Genomic DNA, 16,937 nt, shown 5'->3' on the forward strand with positions numbered 1-16,937 from the left:
AATATGCTCGAAGTAGTTTTAATCAGGGAAAACTATGACTACCGAAACTAGCAAACTCCGCCGTCCGGTCTCAACAGGTTGTGCAATTCACTGCCATGATTGCAGTATGGGTACGTTATGTATTCCATTTACGCTCAATAATAACGAATTAGATCAGTTAGATAATATTATTGAACGTAAGAAGCCGATCCAAAAAGGTGAGCAAATTTTTAAATCGGGTGATGGCTTAAAATCATTGTTTGCTATCCGTTCTGGTACGATTAAAAGCTACACGATCACCGAGCAAGGTGATGAGCAGATCACTGGTTTCCATTTGGCTGGTGATGTCATTGGTTTTGACGGTATCTACACCTCAAAACACCAAAGCTTCGCGCAAGCGCTGGAAACATCCATGGTCTGTGAAATTCCATTCAATACTCTAGATGAGTTGTCTGGCACCATGCCTAAGCTGCGTCAGCAAATTATGCGTATGATGAGCAGTGAAATTATGACCGACCAGGGCATGATTCTGCTATTGAGCAAGAAAAACGCAGAAGAACGTCTGGCAGCATTCATCAATAACCTCGCAACACGTTACGGCGAACGCGGCTTTTCACCGAAAGAGTTCCGTTTGAGTATGACACGTGGTGATATTGGTAATTACCTAGGCTTAACGGTTGAAACAATCAGCCGGTTGTTGGGGCGTTTTCAAAAAATGAACCTCATCGAAGTTAAAGGGAAATATATCACCGTCCTCGATTTTGACGCGCTGAAAACCCTGGCTGGCACACCAATTAAAGATTGATTTTTAGTAGAATTTTTTTAGATTTATTTGATCTTTAACGAGACAAATATGTCCATATGGCACATGATATAAGTACGTCATCCAGCATACGGAGAACGTCATTATGGACTATAAAAAGATTTTAGTGGTTATCGATCCTACCTCTGATGTCCAACCCGCACTTGCGCGTTCAGCAGAGTTAGCACGGCGCAGCCAAGCAGCTGTTACCGCATTTTTGTCTATATTCGATCTGTCTTATGAGATGACATCAATTTTGTCATCTCAAGAGCGTGAAGCGATGCGATTGGGTGTGGTCAATCAGCGTAAAGCATGGTTGGCAGATCTACTTCAGCCTTATCTTGACCAAGGGATACCTATCGAACATCAGGTGCTTTGGCATAATCGCCCCTACGAAAGCATCATTAAATTTACTCAAGAAGGTGGATTTGACCTGATTGTGAAAGGCACTCATGAACACGATAAGTTGAAGGCCGTTATCTTTACGCCGACGGATTGGCACTTACTGCGTAAATCTCCGGTACCCGTGTTACTCGTGAAAGATAAAGAGTGGCCTGTGACTGGCAATATGCTGTGCGCAGTTAATGTCGCCTGTGAAGATGAAGCACATCTCTCACTCAACGGCAAAATCATTCAACATGCCAATGCCCTCGCCCAACAATTTAATGCCAATGTCCACCTCGTGAACGGTTATCCCGGTACACCTGTCAATTTGGCGATTGAATTACCTGACTTTGATGCACGTACCTACAACGAAGCGATTCAGTCTCAACATGTACATCGGGTGCATGAACTCGCGAATGAATATCAAATTGACAGCAAATTCTGTCATGTACAGCAAGGCTTACCTGAAGATGTTATTCCTGAAGTTGCTGAGCAATTGAATGCCGAACTGGTGGTGTTAGGTACGGTGGGCAGAACGGGATTGTCGGCAGCGTTAATCGGCAATACTGCCGAGCATGTGATTGATTCCATCAATTGCGACTTACTGGCGATAAAACCGGACGGATATAAGTCGCCTGTCAGCTAACGCCCTTTACCCAAGCTATATTAGCTGGAATAATACGCGCCCTGAACTTATTGGTTATTTCACAGGGCGCTATTTTTATGTCTGACGTTAGTGAACTGGACAGAAAACAAGTCACCAGACTTAACAAACTGCAAAAGCGGTTACGCCGCGAAATGGGCAGTGCGATTGCTGATTACAATATGATTGAAGCTGGCGATCGGGTCATGGTGTGTCTGTCGGGTGGCAAAGACAGCTATACCATGCTGGATATTTTGGTCAATCTGCAGCAACGTGCGCCAGTAGATTTTGAAATCGTGGTGGTTAACCTCGATCAAAAACAACCGGGTTTTCCAGAAGATGTGTTGCCAGCATATCTTGATAGTCTCAATGTGCCCTATCATATTCTGGAAAAAGACACTTACTCGATTGTTAAAGACAAAATTCCAGAAGGCAAAACTACCTGCTCTTTGTGTTCGCGCTTGCGCCGCGGCACTCTGTACGGTTTCGCGCATCGTATTGGTGCGACAAAAATTGCACTCGGCCATCACCGTGACGACATCATTGAAACGTTGTTCCTCAATATGTTTTACGGCGGCAAGATGAAAGCCATGCCGCCTAAGTTACTGTCTGATGATGGTGCGAACGTGGTTATTCGTCCACTGGCGTATTGCCGCGAAAAAGATATTAGCGAATATGCCAAACTGAAAGATTTTCCGATCATTCCGTGCAACTTGTGTGGCTCGCAAGAAAACTTGAAGCGCAAAGAAGTAAAAGAGCTGCTCAAAAGCTGGGATAAGCAGTTTCCAGGGCGTATTGAGACCATCTTTACTGCGATGCAAAATACTGCGCCTTCACAGGGTGTTGACCGCGAAGCCTTTGATTTTGTCTCGCTGAAAAAAGATCCTACTGTGACAATGAAAGGCGATGTCGCCGAGGCAGACCTACCCGCTTTTGACTTTATGGACGTGAGTAACAGCGGCCATATTGATTTAGACACTGCCGCAAAACGCATTGATGTGGTTGAAGTATTTCAGCCCTAATTTTTAAATAGTTGAGTTACAACAGACACTAAAAAGCCGCACAATGTGCGGCTTTTCATTACATTCCCAATTGACCGTTTAGTTCGTCTTACGATCTTGGGTAACTACAGATGCAATTGCATCGTAAACAGTTTTCAGTGCTTCAGCATCAATCTTCTCATCAGAAGCGTTATGGAAACGTACTTCAGTTTTACTGGTATCTTCGGCAGCTTTTAACAACAAACGGTAGTTACCGTTTTTGATGTTCATGTTTTTGCCACCAAAGAAAGAATCCCAGAAGCTTGAGTTATCTTTAAACGCGAGATAATACACGCCTTTGGCTGAATCCATATCGACGACTTCTAAGCCAATTTCTGGCAGCGATAAAGCGATACGATCCCATGTGCGTTTAAGCGGTGCATCTGCGACAAAATAACCTTCGCCGTCTTCGTTCGCGGCAGCAACAAAGCTCATCGCAATACCTTTGCTTTCAGCAACTTTGCTTGCGCGAATAATGTTTTCACGCTCAACACTCATAAACGAGATTGTGCGGTTCAACATGCTGATTGCATAACGTTCTTGTTCATCTTTGTTCAAGAACAGCGCTTTGTCTTTCTCTTCGCCGTTAAAGCTTTGTTGGCTTTCAATTACATTGATTTTGAGATAGCCAGTACGACCATGTGGACGTACTTCAATATCAAATTGATAACGTTGGCGAATATCAAATACTTGGTTCTCAGAGAACCAATTGCTATCAATAACTTCTGAGCTATCAATCCAATCGGTTTGAATCACGCCTTTCTGCTTATCTTCAGACGCAATTTTGTATTGATATTTGTTTAAGAAACCTTCAACCACTGACAGCATTTCCTGTTTAAGATCGCTTGAGCCTTTAATGCTCTCAACCACAATCTTAATTTCATCGCTACCTTCTTCAACATGGGTGCCATCAGCGAGCGGCAAGATTTGTTGCGGCGGACGAATATCTAAACGTTCGCCATAAACAGCGTTATCTACTTTGTCACCCACTTTAGGGATTTCATACTCTTTGCTGTATGGCGGAGTATTTAACCCTGTTGGGATGACTAACGGTGATTGCTTTTCGGCTTTCACATAGTCAAAAGTGCCGTTAGGCTGTCTTCTTTCAATTGGCGTACTGCAAGCGGTAACAGACAGGACAGCAATAACGACGCTGAGATGTTTTAGTTTTAGCATTAAATTATTGGACCTCGATTCGGGCTTTTTTCATTGCTTCTAGCAACAGACCATGAAACTCACCAGAAAGTTCAGTCAACGGCAAACGGATTGTGCCATGAGTAATGAGTCCCATTCTGTGAACAGCCCATTTAACAGGGATTGGATTCGACTCACAGAACAATGTGGAATATAAATCGCGAATGTCCGCTTCAGCCGCTTGTGCTGTGGCTTTGTCGCCAGCTAAGGCTGCGGCGCACATCGCTTTAAATTGACGCGGAACAATGTTATTTGCCACTGAAATAACACCATTACCACCCAGTAATAAAAATTCACAAGAAGTGGCATCATCACCGCTGTACAGTTTGAAATCTGCACCACACAGTTCACGTAATTTGCTCACTCGAGATAGGTCACCTGTTGCTTCTTTAACGGCAACAATATTGCTGACAGTGCTTAATTCGGCCACAGTTTCTGGCTTCATATCTACCGCAGTACGGCCTGGCACGTTGTACAGGATCTGTGGAATGTCAGTTGCAGCAGCCACTGCTTTGTAGTGGGCAATCAAGCCTTTTTGTGTAGGTTTGTTGTAATAAGGCGTTACGCCGAGCATTCCAGCGACGTCAAGCTTATTTAACGCTTGGGTCAATTCGATAGCTTCGTTGGTTGCATTTGCACCATTACCGCCAATCACCGGAATACGGCCTGCGGCAAAACGTAGTGTTTCACTGACAACCTTAATATGCTCGCTCATCGGTAGCGTTGCTGATTCGCCGGTCGTGCCGACAGAAACGATGGCGTCAGTGCCTTCGTTGATATGAAATTCGACCAAACGTTCAAGACTTGCGTAGTCAATTGAACCATCTGGATTCATTGGTGTTACTAAGGCAACGATGCTTCCGTCGATCATGAGTTTTCCCCAAAAATAAAGGCTTCGCTATGGTACTTAGGCTGCATTTAGATGACAAGGGCTTGGGAAGCTAACATTTCGAATTAGTTGTGGTAGCATTAACGAAAGCACAAAAATTGTTGCATTACAGCATAGTTATCCCCCTTTGTTTGCTTCAAATAGATAAGGAATTTTCATGACCAACTATCTGGTCGTCACCGCGATGGGTACTGACCGTCCGGGACTGGTCGCAAAGCTTGCCAAGTTGGCTACCGATTGTGACTGCGACATCGTCGATAGCAGAATGGCGGGGTTCGGTAATGAATTCACCATGATCATGATGATGTCTGGCTCTTGGCCAGCAATCACCCAACTCGAAACGCAATTGCCGCAACTGAGTGTTGAGTTAGAGCTGTTAACTGTCATGAAGCGCACCTCAAAACATACACCGTTAAATTATGGTTCACGGCTGGAAGTGACGCTGCAAGGGCAAGATCAACGTGGCACCTTGCGTAAAATCACCGAATTTATCGCCGATCGCTCACTCGATTTGGGCGCGGTAAGATCGTTTGCCACCGACGAAAATCAAAACACACAGCATCTCTTTTTGGCCATTAATATTCCTGAAAATGTTGATCTCGAAGAGCTTGAACAAAGTATTGCTACAGTAGCAGGAAATCTAAACCTTACATGCAGCATCAAGCGCATGTTGGGAGTTCAGGTACCTGATATCAGCTAACCAATAAGTTTAAGGAAGTGTTATGACGCCATTGACAGAGGGACAGGCCGTCCCCGCCTTTGTGTTAAAAAATCAAAACGGCGAAGAGGTATCTTTAGCGGAAACATTAAAGAGCCATCGCGTATTAGTATATTTTTACCCTAAGGCGATGACTCCGGGTTGTACCGTTCAAGCCTGTGGTTTACGCGATACCTACGCTGAACTTGCTGCACGCGGTGTACAGGTGTTTGGTATTAGCCCTGATCCGTACGCTAAGCTGAAAAAATTTGAAGAAAAGTACCAACTCAATTTTGAATTGCTGAGCGATGAAGACCATCAAGTCGCGGAAGGATTTGGGGTTTGGGGCGAAAAGAAATTTATGGGCAAGGTATACGACGGCATCCATCGTTTAAGTTTTCTTATCGGCCAAGATGGCATGGTAGAAAAGTTCTTCGATAAGTTTAAAACCAAAGATCATCACGAAGTCGTGTTAGCGTATCTCGATAAGGCTCAGAAGTAATCACGCTGTCTCTGTATTAGCAATCTCATTAAAAAAGCCGTCGGCTATTACAATAGCGACGGCTTTTTTGCGGTTTTTTAAATGTTTGACTCAGTGAGAGATGAAGAACATCCCTCAGCTTCTTACTGACTACAGCCCAAGCTTTTTAAACAAGCTATCTTTTAACTTGTCTTTCGCTTTATCGGCTTCTTGTTTTACCTTATTTTTTAGCAGTGCATCCATATCCAAGCTGAATTTCGGATCACTAAAACTGCCCTTGATGGCCAACGGGATCTCTACCCCTGCAAGATCATCCACCTCTTTGCCACCTTGGCCTTTCAATGTGTTCACTAATGCTGTGGAGAGTTTGTAATCCAAAGACTCCTCAATAATATTGGCATCCCCTTTTCCTGAAATGCGGATCAGCGGTGATGACATCAGTAAGTCAGGGTTATTTGCTACACCGTTAGCCACTGAAAAACTACCTGTTAAACTGGTAAAGTCAGTTTTCTTCGCTTCATTCTCAGTAGTTGATTCGCCTTTTAATTTTGCCTGTGCCGCACGAATCATTTGCGGAACGTTAACACCATGTACGGCACCATTATTAATGGCGAATTGGCCATTAGCATTGAGTTGTTTCTTAATGTTGTCAGGGATCAGGCTAGTGCCATTGCCTTTTATGCCGATGTCTGCCGTGCCGTCTAAGAGCTCAATCTCAGCCGCATCAGTTAATAGTGCGCGAATATTGATCGACTTAATTTGCGTGTCGAAGCTGTATTTCGCAACGCGGTTGCGACCATCAACCGTGGCATTGGCGTTCAGTGAACCATCGTACAGATCTGCCGACAGTTGCTTCATATTCATCACGCCATTTTTAAGTGCTATCACCATTTTCCAGTTCTTACTGGTCGTGCCGGCGGCTTTTATCTCGGCAATCGTCAACTCGAAATCCGCGTTTACAGCTTTCATGCCGGTTAAATCAGGTTCTGTTGCTGGGGTTGCATTAGCTGTGGTGGTGGCCTGCGGCTGTTCTGCGGTTGCTGTTTCAGCGGCGGGCAGCCACTTATCAACATCAATATCCCCTAACGCGAGTTTGGCGCTGATTGCCGGCACAGTTGCAGCATAATTCACATCTAATTTTCCGCTACCGGAAATATCATTCAGTTTGAGCTGTTTGATACTGGTGCTAGCAATGCTTTTACTGGTATCAACTTCGGCATCCAGGGTGATGCTGTTTTCAATTTTGCCAGTAGGTAATGACTCGCCTTTTGCCACGGTTGATAAAGATAACTCTTTCAACGAAAACAGCTTTAAGTCTTTGGCAATTTTAAGCTGACCATGACCTTCACTTTCAACTGACATCCCGTCTAGCGCTGCAGATAGGCGGTAATCCATGGCCGCAAATTTATCGAGGGTCAATTCGCCCAGCTTAAAGCGCTCGAGCGTGAAAGTGCTTTTAGCCCCTGTGCGCTGATCAATCACACGAATTTTGGCATCGGTAACGCTTACTCCGCCAATGCTGAGGTCATTTAAGCTGACGCTGTCATTAGTCGTTGCGCTTGCTACTTCAGCGGGCGCGGCGGCTTTTGTATCAGATTGACCGGTCAAGCCATCCAAACTGGTTTTTCCTTGCTTGTCGGTAATCAGATTGATGTGCAATCCGTCTAACACCAATTCCGAGATTTTAACTTGCTTACTAAAGAGTGGCATAAGCTCAACGTTGGCAACAATTGCATTAACTGCCGCAAACGTGGGTTCATTAAACGTACTGGGGTTACTCAGCGAAATACCGCCAGCAGTAATACCGATGGAAGGAAAGAAGGTCCAACCGAGGTCTTTGTCGATTTTGAATTGCCGTCCGGTTTGTTTTTCAACGGCGGCGACGATTTGGGGTTTGAAATCATTCGGGTCAAGTAACAGTGTAAGATAACCAACAACTATTACGACAACCGCCACTACCCCGAGGAGTATCCATTTTAATACTTTCATCAACGTATCCTTTTTACGTTATTGATTTATCCAGCTACGAAGACGATGGAATGGCTAAAGGATGAGTGCTGACCGCAACGCCATTCGCATCTGCATAAATCATCATACCTGGTTTAAGCTTAACATTTGCTAACTCAATTGTGACGGAAATCTCACCTAGATCGCGCTTTTCAGTCTTAATCGGCACGGTTCCAAGCGCTTTAACCCCTAATGGTAAGGTTGCAATCGTCCCAACATCGCGTACAGCGCCGTTGATGATGATGCCTTCCCAGCCATTGGCAACAGCAGATGCTGCGATCATGTCACCTAACAACGCTTGACTTAAATCGCCCCCCCCATCCACCACTAACACCTTTCCTTTACCGGGTTGTGCCAAACGCTGTTTCACTTTGGAGTTATCGCGATAGCAGCGAATAGTATCGATCTCGCCCCAAAATATTGCCTTGCCACCATAATTTTGCCATGCCAAAGCAATCAGATTTAATTGGTCAGCATGTTCATCAAACAGATCAGGTAATAAATCGAGCATGAAATATCTCCTTCGAGGTAGCTAATTTAGACCATAAGTTTGACATATCTTTCACATTTCAGTGGCGATAAAAAGTCTAAGTTCACATTGGCGTAAATTTATTGAGCATATATTAAAAAATAATATAAACTTAGGGCGTTACGTCATTCACAAGCTGACGTATTACGTAATTAATCCCCCTCATATTCAGCCAATTTACGTTGGGTTAAGAGAATACAATGAATAATGATCTTGATTTGCAAAGTGCTATTGCTGCACTTGACGAATACGGATATGACAAAAAGCTTTCGACGGATTTAGAGCAAGCGCGTAATAAGCCACAGATGATGCGTTATCTAAAATCTATGGATTACAGTATTCGTCGAATGAAAATATTGCAGGACGCAGTAAACTCTGTCGTTGAAGAGATGGAGCAAGACCTGTTAAAGCAAGAACAGGTACAAACGTTTAAAACCAAAGTGATCAATCTTTCACGAGAACTGAACCTTTCTTACGACGAAGTGTTGAGATTGATGACTGCAACAAAATAATCGCAAAGCGTTAATCAGTGTGTAGATGATTAGCGCCTTTTAATTTTTTGCGCTAACCCTCCATTTTTAATAGCAATTTTTCTTTACCCCATTCAGACAGGATGTCGGATATAAACTATGCTTAAGCATGCTCGTTCAGCGATAGTAAACTGGTGTAGGGAGTTATATGGAGAGATTGTTACTGCTAGTATTTGCCCTGCTGGGGCTAGTGCTGTTGGTGTTGGGCCAAACAAGAACCTCAATCTCTGAGTTTATTCCCGCTGAACGGACCTTCAAAATCGGTGTATCCATGACACCGCTATCTTCGCCGGTCATTATTGCAGACCGCTTAGGCTATTTTGCCGATGAAAAGCTTGAGGTATTGCTTGAGCCTTATAAAGGCGGCAATGCCTGTTTTGAGGCGCTTATACGTTTCGATGTAGATCTCGCCACGAGTTCCGACAGTGTCATGATGTTTAATAGTTTTAAGCGCAATGATTTCGTTGCCTTAGCCAGCATCGCACAATCCGATAATGACGTAAAAATCATGATGCGTGCTGATGGCGACATCGACAGCTTGGAGGATATTGCAGGAAAAAAAATAGCAATTGTGAAAGGAAGTGCGAGCGAGTACTTTTTTGACATGCTGATGATGCTTCATAACCTCCACACCACTACAGTCAACATTGATCTGCCCCCCAATGAACAAGGGGCCGCATTAATGGCGAGAGCTGTTGACGTTATATCGATATGGGAACCATATAGCTATCACCTGCAGCAAAACTATCCGGGACAAGTGAAGACGCTGGATACACAGGGATACTATACCTTGTCATTTAATCTGATTGCGCGAAAGCCAGATAATATGGAGTACCAAAAAGAGCATTTTCGCATCCTTAGAGCGTTGCAGCGTGCCATTGAGTATATACATAGTAACCCCCAACAAGCGCAGGTAATCATTGCTGAATATCTTAACGTTCCGAGGATGCAAGTTGCTGGACTATGGTCAGATTATTTATTTCGGCTATCTTTAGACAACACCTTAGTCAGCACCCTTAACGCGCAAGCAAGATGGGCTATTTATAAAGGATTTACCGAGCAAGAGGAGTTACCTGACTACCGACTCTATATCGACCCTTTGGCCCTCAATGAAGCGCTGTATAAACCTCTGGTGCGGACAAAATGAAACTCTCTAAGCGGCTAAAACTACTCGCCATTTTTTGCTTATTGTTGACGGTATTTCTAACCTTTGCCTTGGTTAGTCAACGAAGCGATATGATGCGCTCATATGAAAAAATCAATCAATTGATAGAGGTACAATTGAGCATCGATTTGGTACGTTCAAATCTGTGGTTATTGCAGCAGTTTCAAGATGCCAAAGCGATCAACGAAACCCGCGATTCACTGGCACGGTTATCTCGCATTACTAACATCACCTCAGAGTTAAAGCTGAATCAATACGAACTCCGGTTGTTACAGAACATTCAGCGTCATGAGCAAAATCTTGATACTCTGCTTGGGCTGACAGAAAGAAATCTTAAAAACATTGCCAATAGCAATGAACCGCTTACCAGTAACGCCACCCTTACCGCTCGCTATAACATGATTATTCAATCACTCAGTGAAGACTCGTTAAGGTTTCAACAGATCACCATTCGCAACTCACAGCAATCTGAAAAGCAACACCTCTATATTAATGCCGCGTTGGTACTCGCGATCGCGATTTTAGTGTCGATTTTCAGTATTCAAACTTTGACCAGTTTTAAACGTAAGTTTTACACGCTGATGCAGGGTATTGACGCATTGGCCAAAGGCGATCTCAGCAGCAAAGTCACTATGAGCCCTGGCGATGAGTTTGCTGAACTCGGCGACGCATTCAACGAAATGAAGAGTGATCTCACCCAAACTATGCAACGTCGAGATGAGCTGCAACAAGAGGTTCAGCGCCAAACTGAACAATTACTTCAGCAACAAGAAAAGTTACGCCAAATGGCGGAATACGATGATTTAACCGGGGTCTACAATCGCGGCGCTGCACAAAACTATATCTCGCTTTCCTTAGAACGCTGTAAACGTGAGGGATTACAAGCTGCCTTACTCTTCATCGACCTTGATAAATTTAAGCCCATCAACGATCAGTATGGCCATAAGGTGGGCGACTTTGTGCTAAAAGCCATAGCCGAACGCTTAAAAGAGAAACTTCGTGCCTCAGATATTATTGCTCGTATTGGTGGCGATGAATTTATTATTTGGCTGGATCCCATTAAAGATCGACAGCAATTAGAAAGCGTTAAATTAAAACTGGATAATATCGGCAATGGCATATTTGTTGATGAAATTAACGGCATGTTGGACGTTGGCTTGAGTATCGGTTTTAGTATATTCCCTAATGATGGCGAAACCATCACTGCACTCATTGGTCACGCCGACCAAAAGATGTATCTCAACAAAAAACAGCGAAAAGACACCCAATTACTTGATGCTGACAGCATACCTGTTCAAGCTATCCCATCAACTCAAACGCCAGAGAAAACGCCATTTGTGTTTGTAGATTTTCGCCCGGATAAGTAGCAAAAAAACGATGAGAGCAAGATAGATACTTGGTTCAATAACCTCTGATTTAACCGACCAATAATAATGCACGCCGGCGAATAAGGTAGCGCAATAAACCAAATTATGCAGTTGTTGCCACCGTTTGCCCATCTTGCGTCTAATTGCGCTGATTGAGGTTATCGCCAGCGCAAACAGCACCAGCCACACTGACATCCCTAGCACCAGATAAGGGCGCTTAACTATCTCATCGAGTACTAAACGCCAAGCAAAGAGTAAATCAAAACTGATATAAGCCAGCAAATGACAACAGGCATAAGTAAAAGCCCATAATCCTAGCGGGCGCCTAAGTTGCAGTAATTGCCCTTGTTTTAAAACTCTAACCAGAGGTGTGACCAACAAACTGAGCAACAATAGATTCAGTGCACCTTTGCCTAAAAAATGAATAATATATTGCACCGGATCGCCACCGGCTTGACCACTCTGCACCCTCAAATAGAGCCAAATCAATGGCAATAACGCACAGATATGCACCACCGCGCGAAACGCACCAGCCATACGCAAGCTAATCCGCATTAAAAATAGGTCCTTAAATCCATACCAGTGTAAAGGTTTGCCACTTGTTCAGCGTAGCCATTAAACAACTGCGTATCGATGCGCTCGGCTGCTAACATGCCGCCTGGACCAATACGGCGTTCAGACGCTTGAGACCATCGAGGATGATCCACTTGTGGATTCACGTTGGCAAAAAAACCATATTCATTCGGTGCCAGTTGATTCCAACTGGTTGGGGGCTGTTTATCAAGCAAACGGATATTCACAATTGATTTAATGCTTTTAAAACCATACTTCCATGGCAACACGATCCTTACAGGTGCGCCACTTTGGGGCGTCAGGGTTTGGTCATATAGTCCAACCGCAACGAATGCCAAGTCATTCATCGCTTCATCTAAGCGTAATCCCTCAACATAAGGGTAATGAATGCCACCGCCCATTAATCGATTACGTTGTCCGGGCATCTGCTCAGGATCAAATAAAGTTTCGAATGCCACATATTTGGCCGATGGCTGCACGCCAGCAAGCTTTAACAATGATGCCAAAGGAAACCCTATCCACGGGATCACCATCGACCAAGCTTCAACGCAGCGAAATCGATAAGTCCGTTGTTCTAGAGGCAATTTACTAAACAGAGCTTGGTAATCGAGTTGCAGTGGTTTATCCACTAAGCCGGAAATGTTTAATTGCCAGGGATTAACTTTAAAGCCTTGCGCGTTGACATAGGGATCTTGTTTGCCAGTGCCAAACTCATAAAAATTATTGTGGCGAATCACCTTGCTGTAAGGTGTCTTTTCATCCGTTGCTTGGAACTGAGTGTTGTTAGCAAACTGCAATGTGCTGGTGACAAAATCCGGCTGACCTTCGCCGCCAAACAAATCAAATATCCCAGCTTGCACATAACCCGGCAAACTGGCGGCGATACTGCCAAGTCCAAGTGATTTGATGATTTTGCGGCGTGAGGAGAATACCGACTGAGGCGTAACCTCATTGTCAGCAATCTCCCAACTAGGACGTTTACTGATCCCCTTGATAAATTTTCCGCGCGTCATAAAGGTTCCCTCGTTAATAAACCGGCTGATATTAGTACGCTGTATGTCTTGGCATAGCTCAACGCTTTACATTTATAACGACAGTTGAACAAGCCTCAGTCAACCAGTGCATTTTTGCTTGTCACAGCTTGCAACCATAAGATCATCATGCCAATCTGACAACGCAATAATTTCAAAGGATCTTCCCATGGACTTGGCCGCTACACTTCCCCTGCCGTATCTCATTATTTCAGTCGCTTCAGTTGCCGTAATTCTTACAGCACTGGTGAGTTATTTTATTTTTCGCGCCAAACTCGCACGTCAGCAACAGCAAGCGCTACAACATGACTCTGAACAACAGGCAGAGTTTCAATCGCGAGCGACGTTGTTGCAAGACAAGCTTGAAGAAAAAGTCAGCCAACTTGGCAAAGCTGAAGCGCAAGCGGAACGGGTGCCACCGCTAGAATTGCAGCTTGCTGAACTACAACGCCGGTTAATGGAAGCGCAGTTAAATCTGTCCAAATCCAATGCGATGCAACAAAGTCTAGCATCGCGCTTTGAGGTTGAGCGTCAAGCGCTCAATGAAAAAGTTGAACTGCTAGAAGACAGCGAACAGCGGCTGCAAACGCAATTTGAGAATCTCGCCAACAAAATTTTTGAAGATAAGACCGCTAAAATGCGCACGGCTAATTCCGAACAGTTAACCGGTATTCTTGGGCCATTCAAACAGCAGTTGGAAGGTTTTCGTCAGCAAGTTAACGAATCTTATGCCAAAGAGCAGCAAGAGCGGTTTTCACTTAAACATCAACTCGAACAACTGCAGCAACTCAATAAACAGATGAGCGAAGATGCGGTAAATCTCACTAAGGCGCTTAAAGGTGATAATAAAGCCCAAGGCAATTGGGGCGAAGTGATTCTTGACCGAGTTCTAAGCGAAAGCGGCCTGCGTCTTGGCCATGAATATGACGTGCAACAAGATTTGCAAAACGATGGTGGCAAACATTTTAAGCCGGATGTCATTGTGCATTTGCCTGACGATAAAGATGTGATTATCGATTCAAAAGTGTCACTGGTGGCCTACGAACAATATTTTAATGCTGATACCGATGAACAACGGATTGAAGCGCTCAAGCAACACATAGCATCGGTACGGCAGCATATTAAAGGGCTTGGCCAAAAAGATTATCAAAAACTTCACGGCGTTAGGAGCCTTGATTATGTGCTGATGTTCGTGCCAGTTGAACCCGCATTTTTACTCGCCCTAGAGCGCGACCCACAATTGGTCAGTTACGCCCTTGAAAACAACATCATGTTGGTTAGCCCAACCAATTTGCTGGTGGCGCTGCGGACGATTAGCAACATCTGGCGTTATGAATATCAAAATCAAAACGCGCAACAGATCGCCCATCAGGCAGGCCGAATCTACGACAAAGTGGTCAATTTTGTTGAGGACATGGAAAAACTTGGCCGCGCGTTGGAAACCGCAGACCGCAGTTACGCCAGCGCCATGAACAAATTAGCCAGCGGCAAAGGTAACCTTATTCGTCAAGCGCATCAACTTCATCAAATGGGTGGTGACAAGAGCAAAAATTTAGATCCCAAACTACTAGATAAAGCGCTAGATGATAGTCATGATGTAAGCGATGACGCTGATGAGAACGAGATCAGCAATGTCAGCAATCTTCGCCAAAATTAACGATAAAGCACGGTTCAAAAGATGGAAATTGTAGTATCTCGTAAACAGACGTTAATCCATTTGGCTATCAGTGGTGTGTTACTCAGCTGCAGTGCTCTTGTAGCCAATGAGGTAAACGCCACTGACTACACAGCGCAGCGAAAACTGTATCTGCAAGCACGTGAAGCGCAACAAAAAAACAAGTCAGAACAATATCAGCAGCTCAGACAGCAGCTGAACGGTTACCCGCTGACGCTTTATCTTGATTTTCACGATGAACAGGATGAGTTACTGAAGCTCAAAGGTGATAAAGCCGTCACCGAACTTGCCAATTACGCTGGGTCGCCTTTGTACGGCACGCTCAAGCATCGCTATTTAGAAAATGCCGCGGATAAACGACGTTGGCAAGATTTCTTAGCCATCAGTCCCACAGCGCCACGCTCGGACAACTTAGAATGCGCCTTTTATGTTGCCAAATTTCAAACAGGACAACTGGATGAAGCATGGAAAGGCGCGCGAGCATTGTGGTTGAGTGGACAATCGCAACCTAAAGCATGCGACCCACTATTTGATGCTTGGTCGAAGGCCGGATTACGCACCGATGAGATGATTTGGCAGCGAATCATTTTAAGTTTCGACAACGGTCAAAGCCGTTTATTAAGCTACCTCGTACAACATGCGGGTAGCTATAAACTCTCGGCAGAGTTGCTTTACAAGGTGTATAGCGACCCTCGCGAACTGCGTCACATTGCCAAATTTGATAAGCCTAATTCAGTTTATGCCGACATAGTGCGCGGTGGCTTAATGCGCTTAGCAGTAAAAGATCTGACATTGGCCACCAATTTGTTCGATCGTTACCGTGACGCGGGACGCTTTAATGCAGCGCAACAAGCCGAACTGCAACATTTCTTACTTTACCGCTCATTGCTAAACCGAGAAGGAAAGCTTGAGCAATATGTTGACGAACGTCTCGCTAAACAACCTGACGATGTGCTGATTGCCATGCGGATTCGCTGGGCTCTGGCGGATAACAATCTTGCAATCGTGAAGCAATTTCTACCGTTGTTAACTGCTGAAGAACAAGCTGACTCACGCTGGTTGTACTGGCGCGTCAAGCTGGGCTTGGCCAAAGACGCAGATGCCAAGCAACTGTTGCAGACTCGCAATTTTTACGGTTTTACCGCGGCCTTTGAGCAAGGTGTGGCGCCACAACTGCAGCCACAGGCGGTTGCCGACATTGAACCCGATTCTCCGCTATTGGCTGATGCGGGATTGCTGCGTGTAATTGAATTAATCGCCATTGATAAAACGATTGATGCCAAACTTGAGTGGCGCGAATTAATGCAACGTCACAGTGCTGAAGAGCAAATTCGCTATGGTGGTTATGCGTTAAAACAAGGTTGGTACGATCTCAGCGTGGATAGCAGTATCAGCGCCAAAGCTTGGGATTATTTGGCATTGCGTTTCCCCGAAGTGCAAACCACCCTGTACGACAAATACTCTAAGCAATTTAATGCCGACAAATATCAATTAATGTCGATCGCTCGGCGTGAAAGTGCATTTTATCCGTATGCTACATCAGGTGCGGGCGCGCGCGGTTTTATGCAGTTGATGCCCGACACCGCCAAACGCACCGCGCAACGTTATAAATTAACCTATAACGGTACTCGCAGCCTGTATGAGCCAGAGATTAATATCCCGCTCGGCAGTGCCTATTTTGGCGGTTTGCTGAAGCAATTTGATGGCAACCGGGTGTTAGCCACAGCGGCCTACAACGCAGGGCCATATCGCATTAAACAATGGCTGAAAAAGAGTGCGGGTAAGTTGGATGTAATGGCGTTTATCGAATCCATCCCCTATCGTGAAACCCGTGAATATGTTCAAGGGGTGTTCTCTTATCGCATGATTTACGAGCAGCAACAGCAACTTAATAAGCCATTCTTTACCGAAAAAGAATATAAAAACACCTATTAATTCGAGGGTTCAATAG

General features: G+C 44.7%; 16 protein-coding genes. 10 read left to right on the forward strand and 6 right to left on the reverse strand.

Annotated features, from left to right (window positions below; all coding sequences use genetic code 11):
- The first annotated feature begins 34 nt into the window (after positions 1 to 34).
- The 3 genes from etrA (at position 35) to ttcA (ending at position 2,830) form a co-directional block, all read left to right on the forward strand.
- Positions 35 to 784, forward strand: coding sequence for an electron transport transcriptional regulator EtrA (etrA, locus tag JYB87_RS08940; RefSeq protein ID WP_207356491.1), 750 nt, complete (start codon positions 35 to 37; stop codon positions 782 to 784).
- Between the two features lie 100 nt (positions 785 to 884).
- Positions 885 to 1,811 carry a universal stress protein UspE gene (uspE, locus tag JYB87_RS08945; protein WP_207356646.1) on the forward strand — a complete coding sequence of 309 codons (927 nt, stop codon included), beginning with the start codon at positions 885 to 887 and terminating at the stop codon, positions 1,809 to 1,811.
- Positions 1,812 to 1,888: 77 nt separating this feature from the next.
- Positions 1,889 to 2,830: a tRNA 2-thiocytidine(32) synthetase TtcA gene (gene ttcA / locus JYB87_RS08950; protein WP_207356492.1), complete on the forward strand. Its 942-nt coding sequence runs from the start codon at positions 1,889 to 1,891 to the stop codon at positions 2,828 to 2,830.
- 78 nt (positions 2,831 to 2,908) lie between these two features.
- Here ttcA and bamC read toward each other — a convergent pair whose 3' ends face one another.
- Positions 2,909 to 4,024, reverse strand: coding sequence for an outer membrane protein assembly factor BamC (gene bamC / locus JYB87_RS08955; protein WP_207356493.1), 1,116 nt, complete (start codon positions 4,022 to 4,024; stop codon positions 2,909 to 2,911).
- Positions 4,025 to 4,028: 4 nt separating this feature from the next.
- Positions 4,029 to 4,913, reverse strand: a complete 885-nt coding sequence (dapA, locus tag JYB87_RS08960; protein WP_207356494.1) for a 4-hydroxy-tetrahydrodipicolinate synthase — start codon at positions 4,911 to 4,913, stop codon at positions 4,029 to 4,031.
- 175 nt (positions 4,914 to 5,088) lie between these two features.
- Here dapA and JYB87_RS08965 point away from each other — a divergent pair, with 175 nt between their 5' ends.
- Together JYB87_RS08965 and bcp are read left to right on the forward strand one after the other, a co-directional pair.
- On the forward strand, positions 5,089 to 5,631 hold the full coding sequence (locus JYB87_RS08965) for a glycine cleavage system protein R (protein ID WP_207356495.1): 543 nt from the start codon (positions 5,089 to 5,091) through the stop codon (positions 5,629 to 5,631).
- Between the two features lie 22 nt (positions 5,632 to 5,653).
- Positions 5,654 to 6,130: a thioredoxin-dependent thiol peroxidase gene (gene bcp / locus JYB87_RS08970; RefSeq protein ID WP_207356496.1), complete on the forward strand. Its 477-nt coding sequence runs from the start codon at positions 5,654 to 5,656 to the stop codon at positions 6,128 to 6,130.
- 129 nt (positions 6,131 to 6,259) lie between these two features.
- Here the strand turns inward: bcp and JYB87_RS08975 are convergent, their stop codons facing one another.
- Complete coding sequence (locus tag JYB87_RS08975) at positions 6,260 to 8,098, reverse strand: AsmA family protein (protein WP_207356497.1); 1,839 nt, start codon at positions 8,096 to 8,098, stop codon at positions 6,260 to 6,262.
- A gap of 34 nt (positions 8,099 to 8,132) precedes the next feature.
- On the reverse strand, positions 8,133 to 8,627 hold the full coding sequence (locus tag JYB87_RS08980; RefSeq protein WP_207356498.1) for a putative 4-hydroxy-4-methyl-2-oxoglutarate aldolase: 495 nt from the start codon (positions 8,625 to 8,627) through the stop codon (positions 8,133 to 8,135).
- 218 nt (positions 8,628 to 8,845) lie between these two features.
- On the opposite strand from JYB87_RS08980, the gene JYB87_RS08985 reads away from it, so the two are divergent.
- The 3 genes from JYB87_RS08985 to JYB87_RS08995 all read left to right on the forward strand — a co-directional run bounded on the left by JYB87_RS08985 (position 8,846) and on the right by JYB87_RS08995 (position 11,707).
- The gene (locus JYB87_RS08985; protein ID WP_207356499.1) at positions 8,846 to 9,157 is read left to right on the forward strand and encodes a hypothetical protein; all 312 of its coding nucleotides are present in this window, start codon (positions 8,846 to 8,848) and stop codon (positions 9,155 to 9,157) included.
- A 166-nt stretch (positions 9,158 to 9,323) separates the two neighbouring features.
- A complete protein-coding gene (locus JYB87_RS08990; RefSeq protein WP_207356500.1) occupies positions 9,324 to 10,322 on the forward strand; it encodes an ABC transporter substrate-binding protein in 999 nt (332 codons plus the stop codon).
- Positions 10,323 to 10,411: 89 nt separating this feature from the next.
- Entirely contained in the window at positions 10,412 to 11,707 is a 1,296-nt protein-coding gene (locus tag JYB87_RS08995; RefSeq protein ID WP_207356501.1) for a diguanylate cyclase, read from the forward strand.
- Here JYB87_RS08995 and msrQ read toward each other — a convergent pair.
- Both msrQ and msrP read right to left on the reverse strand, forming a co-directional pair.
- The gene (gene msrQ / locus JYB87_RS09000; protein ID WP_207356502.1) at positions 11,648 to 12,262 is read right to left on the reverse strand and encodes a protein-methionine-sulfoxide reductase heme-binding subunit MsrQ; all 615 of its coding nucleotides are present in this window, start codon (positions 12,260 to 12,262) and stop codon (positions 11,648 to 11,650) included. The two genes, JYB87_RS08995 and msrQ, sit on opposite strands and share 60 nt — an antisense overlap.
- Positions 12,262 to 13,293, reverse strand: coding sequence for a protein-methionine-sulfoxide reductase catalytic subunit MsrP (gene msrP, locus JYB87_RS09005; RefSeq protein WP_207356503.1), 1,032 nt, complete (start codon positions 13,291 to 13,293; stop codon positions 12,262 to 12,264). The genes msrQ and msrP overlap by 1 nt, the downstream gene beginning before the upstream one ends.
- A gap of 187 nt (positions 13,294 to 13,480) precedes the next feature.
- Here msrP and rmuC point away from each other — a divergent pair, with 187 nt between their 5' ends.
- Both rmuC and JYB87_RS09015 read left to right on the forward strand, forming a co-directional pair.
- Entirely contained in the window at positions 13,481 to 14,968 is a 1,488-nt protein-coding gene (rmuC, locus tag JYB87_RS09010) for a DNA recombination protein RmuC (RefSeq protein WP_207356504.1), read from the forward strand.
- A gap of 21 nt (positions 14,969 to 14,989) precedes the next feature.
- Positions 14,990 to 16,921 (forward strand): transglycosylase SLT domain-containing protein, encoded by a 1,932-nt coding sequence (locus JYB87_RS09015; protein WP_207356505.1) that lies wholly within the window; start codon positions 14,990 to 14,992, stop codon positions 16,919 to 16,921.
- Positions 16,922 to 16,937 lie beyond the last annotated feature (16 nt).

The organism is Shewanella avicenniae, from assembly GCF_017354945.1.
GTDB classification, from domain to species: domain Bacteria; phylum Pseudomonadota; class Gammaproteobacteria; order Enterobacterales; family Shewanellaceae; genus Shewanella; species Shewanella avicenniae.

Bases quoted from the DNA above. Each gene is read 5' to 3' on its own strand.
- etrA (WP_207356491.1), top strand. From the start codon at position 35: ATGACTACCGAAACTAGCAAACTCCGCCGTCCGGTCTCAACAGGTTGT.
- ttcA (WP_207356492.1), top strand. From the start codon at position 1,889: ATGTCTGACGTTAGTGAACTGGACAGAAAACAAGTCACCAGACTTAAC.
- bamC (WP_207356493.1), bottom strand. From the start codon at position 4,024: ATGCTAAAACTAAAACATCTCAGCGTCGTTATTGCTGTCCTGTCTGTT.
- dapA (WP_207356494.1), bottom strand. From the start codon at position 4,913: ATGATCGACGGAAGCATCGTTGCCTTAGTAACACCAATGAATCCAGAT.
- JYB87_RS08965 (WP_207356495.1), top strand. From the start codon at position 5,089: ATGACCAACTATCTGGTCGTCACCGCGATGGGTACTGACCGTCCGGGA.
- bcp (WP_207356496.1), top strand. From the start codon at position 5,654: ATGACGCCATTGACAGAGGGACAGGCCGTCCCCGCCTTTGTGTTAAAA.
- JYB87_RS08975 (WP_207356497.1), bottom strand. From the start codon at position 8,098: ATGAAAGTATTAAAATGGATACTCCTCGGGGTAGTGGCGGTTGTCGTA.
- JYB87_RS08980 (WP_207356498.1), bottom strand. From the start codon at position 8,627: ATGCTCGATTTATTACCTGATCTGTTTGATGAACATGCTGACCAATTA.
- JYB87_RS08985 (WP_207356499.1), top strand. From the start codon at position 8,846: ATGAATAATGATCTTGATTTGCAAAGTGCTATTGCTGCACTTGACGAA.
- JYB87_RS08990 (WP_207356500.1), top strand. From the start codon at position 9,324: ATGGAGAGATTGTTACTGCTAGTATTTGCCCTGCTGGGGCTAGTGCTG.
- JYB87_RS08995 (WP_207356501.1), top strand. From the start codon at position 10,412: ATGATGCGCTCATATGAAAAAATCAATCAATTGATAGAGGTACAATTG.
- msrQ (WP_207356502.1), bottom strand. From the start codon at position 12,262: ATGCGGATTAGCTTGCGTATGGCTGGTGCGTTTCGCGCGGTGGTGCAT.
- msrP (WP_207356503.1), bottom strand. From the start codon at position 13,293: ATGACGCGCGGAAAATTTATCAAGGGGATCAGTAAACGTCCTAGTTGG.
- rmuC (WP_207356504.1), top strand. From the start codon at position 13,481: ATGGACTTGGCCGCTACACTTCCCCTGCCGTATCTCATTATTTCAGTC.
- JYB87_RS09015 (WP_207356505.1), top strand. From the start codon at position 14,990: ATGGAAATTGTAGTATCTCGTAAACAGACGTTAATCCATTTGGCTATC.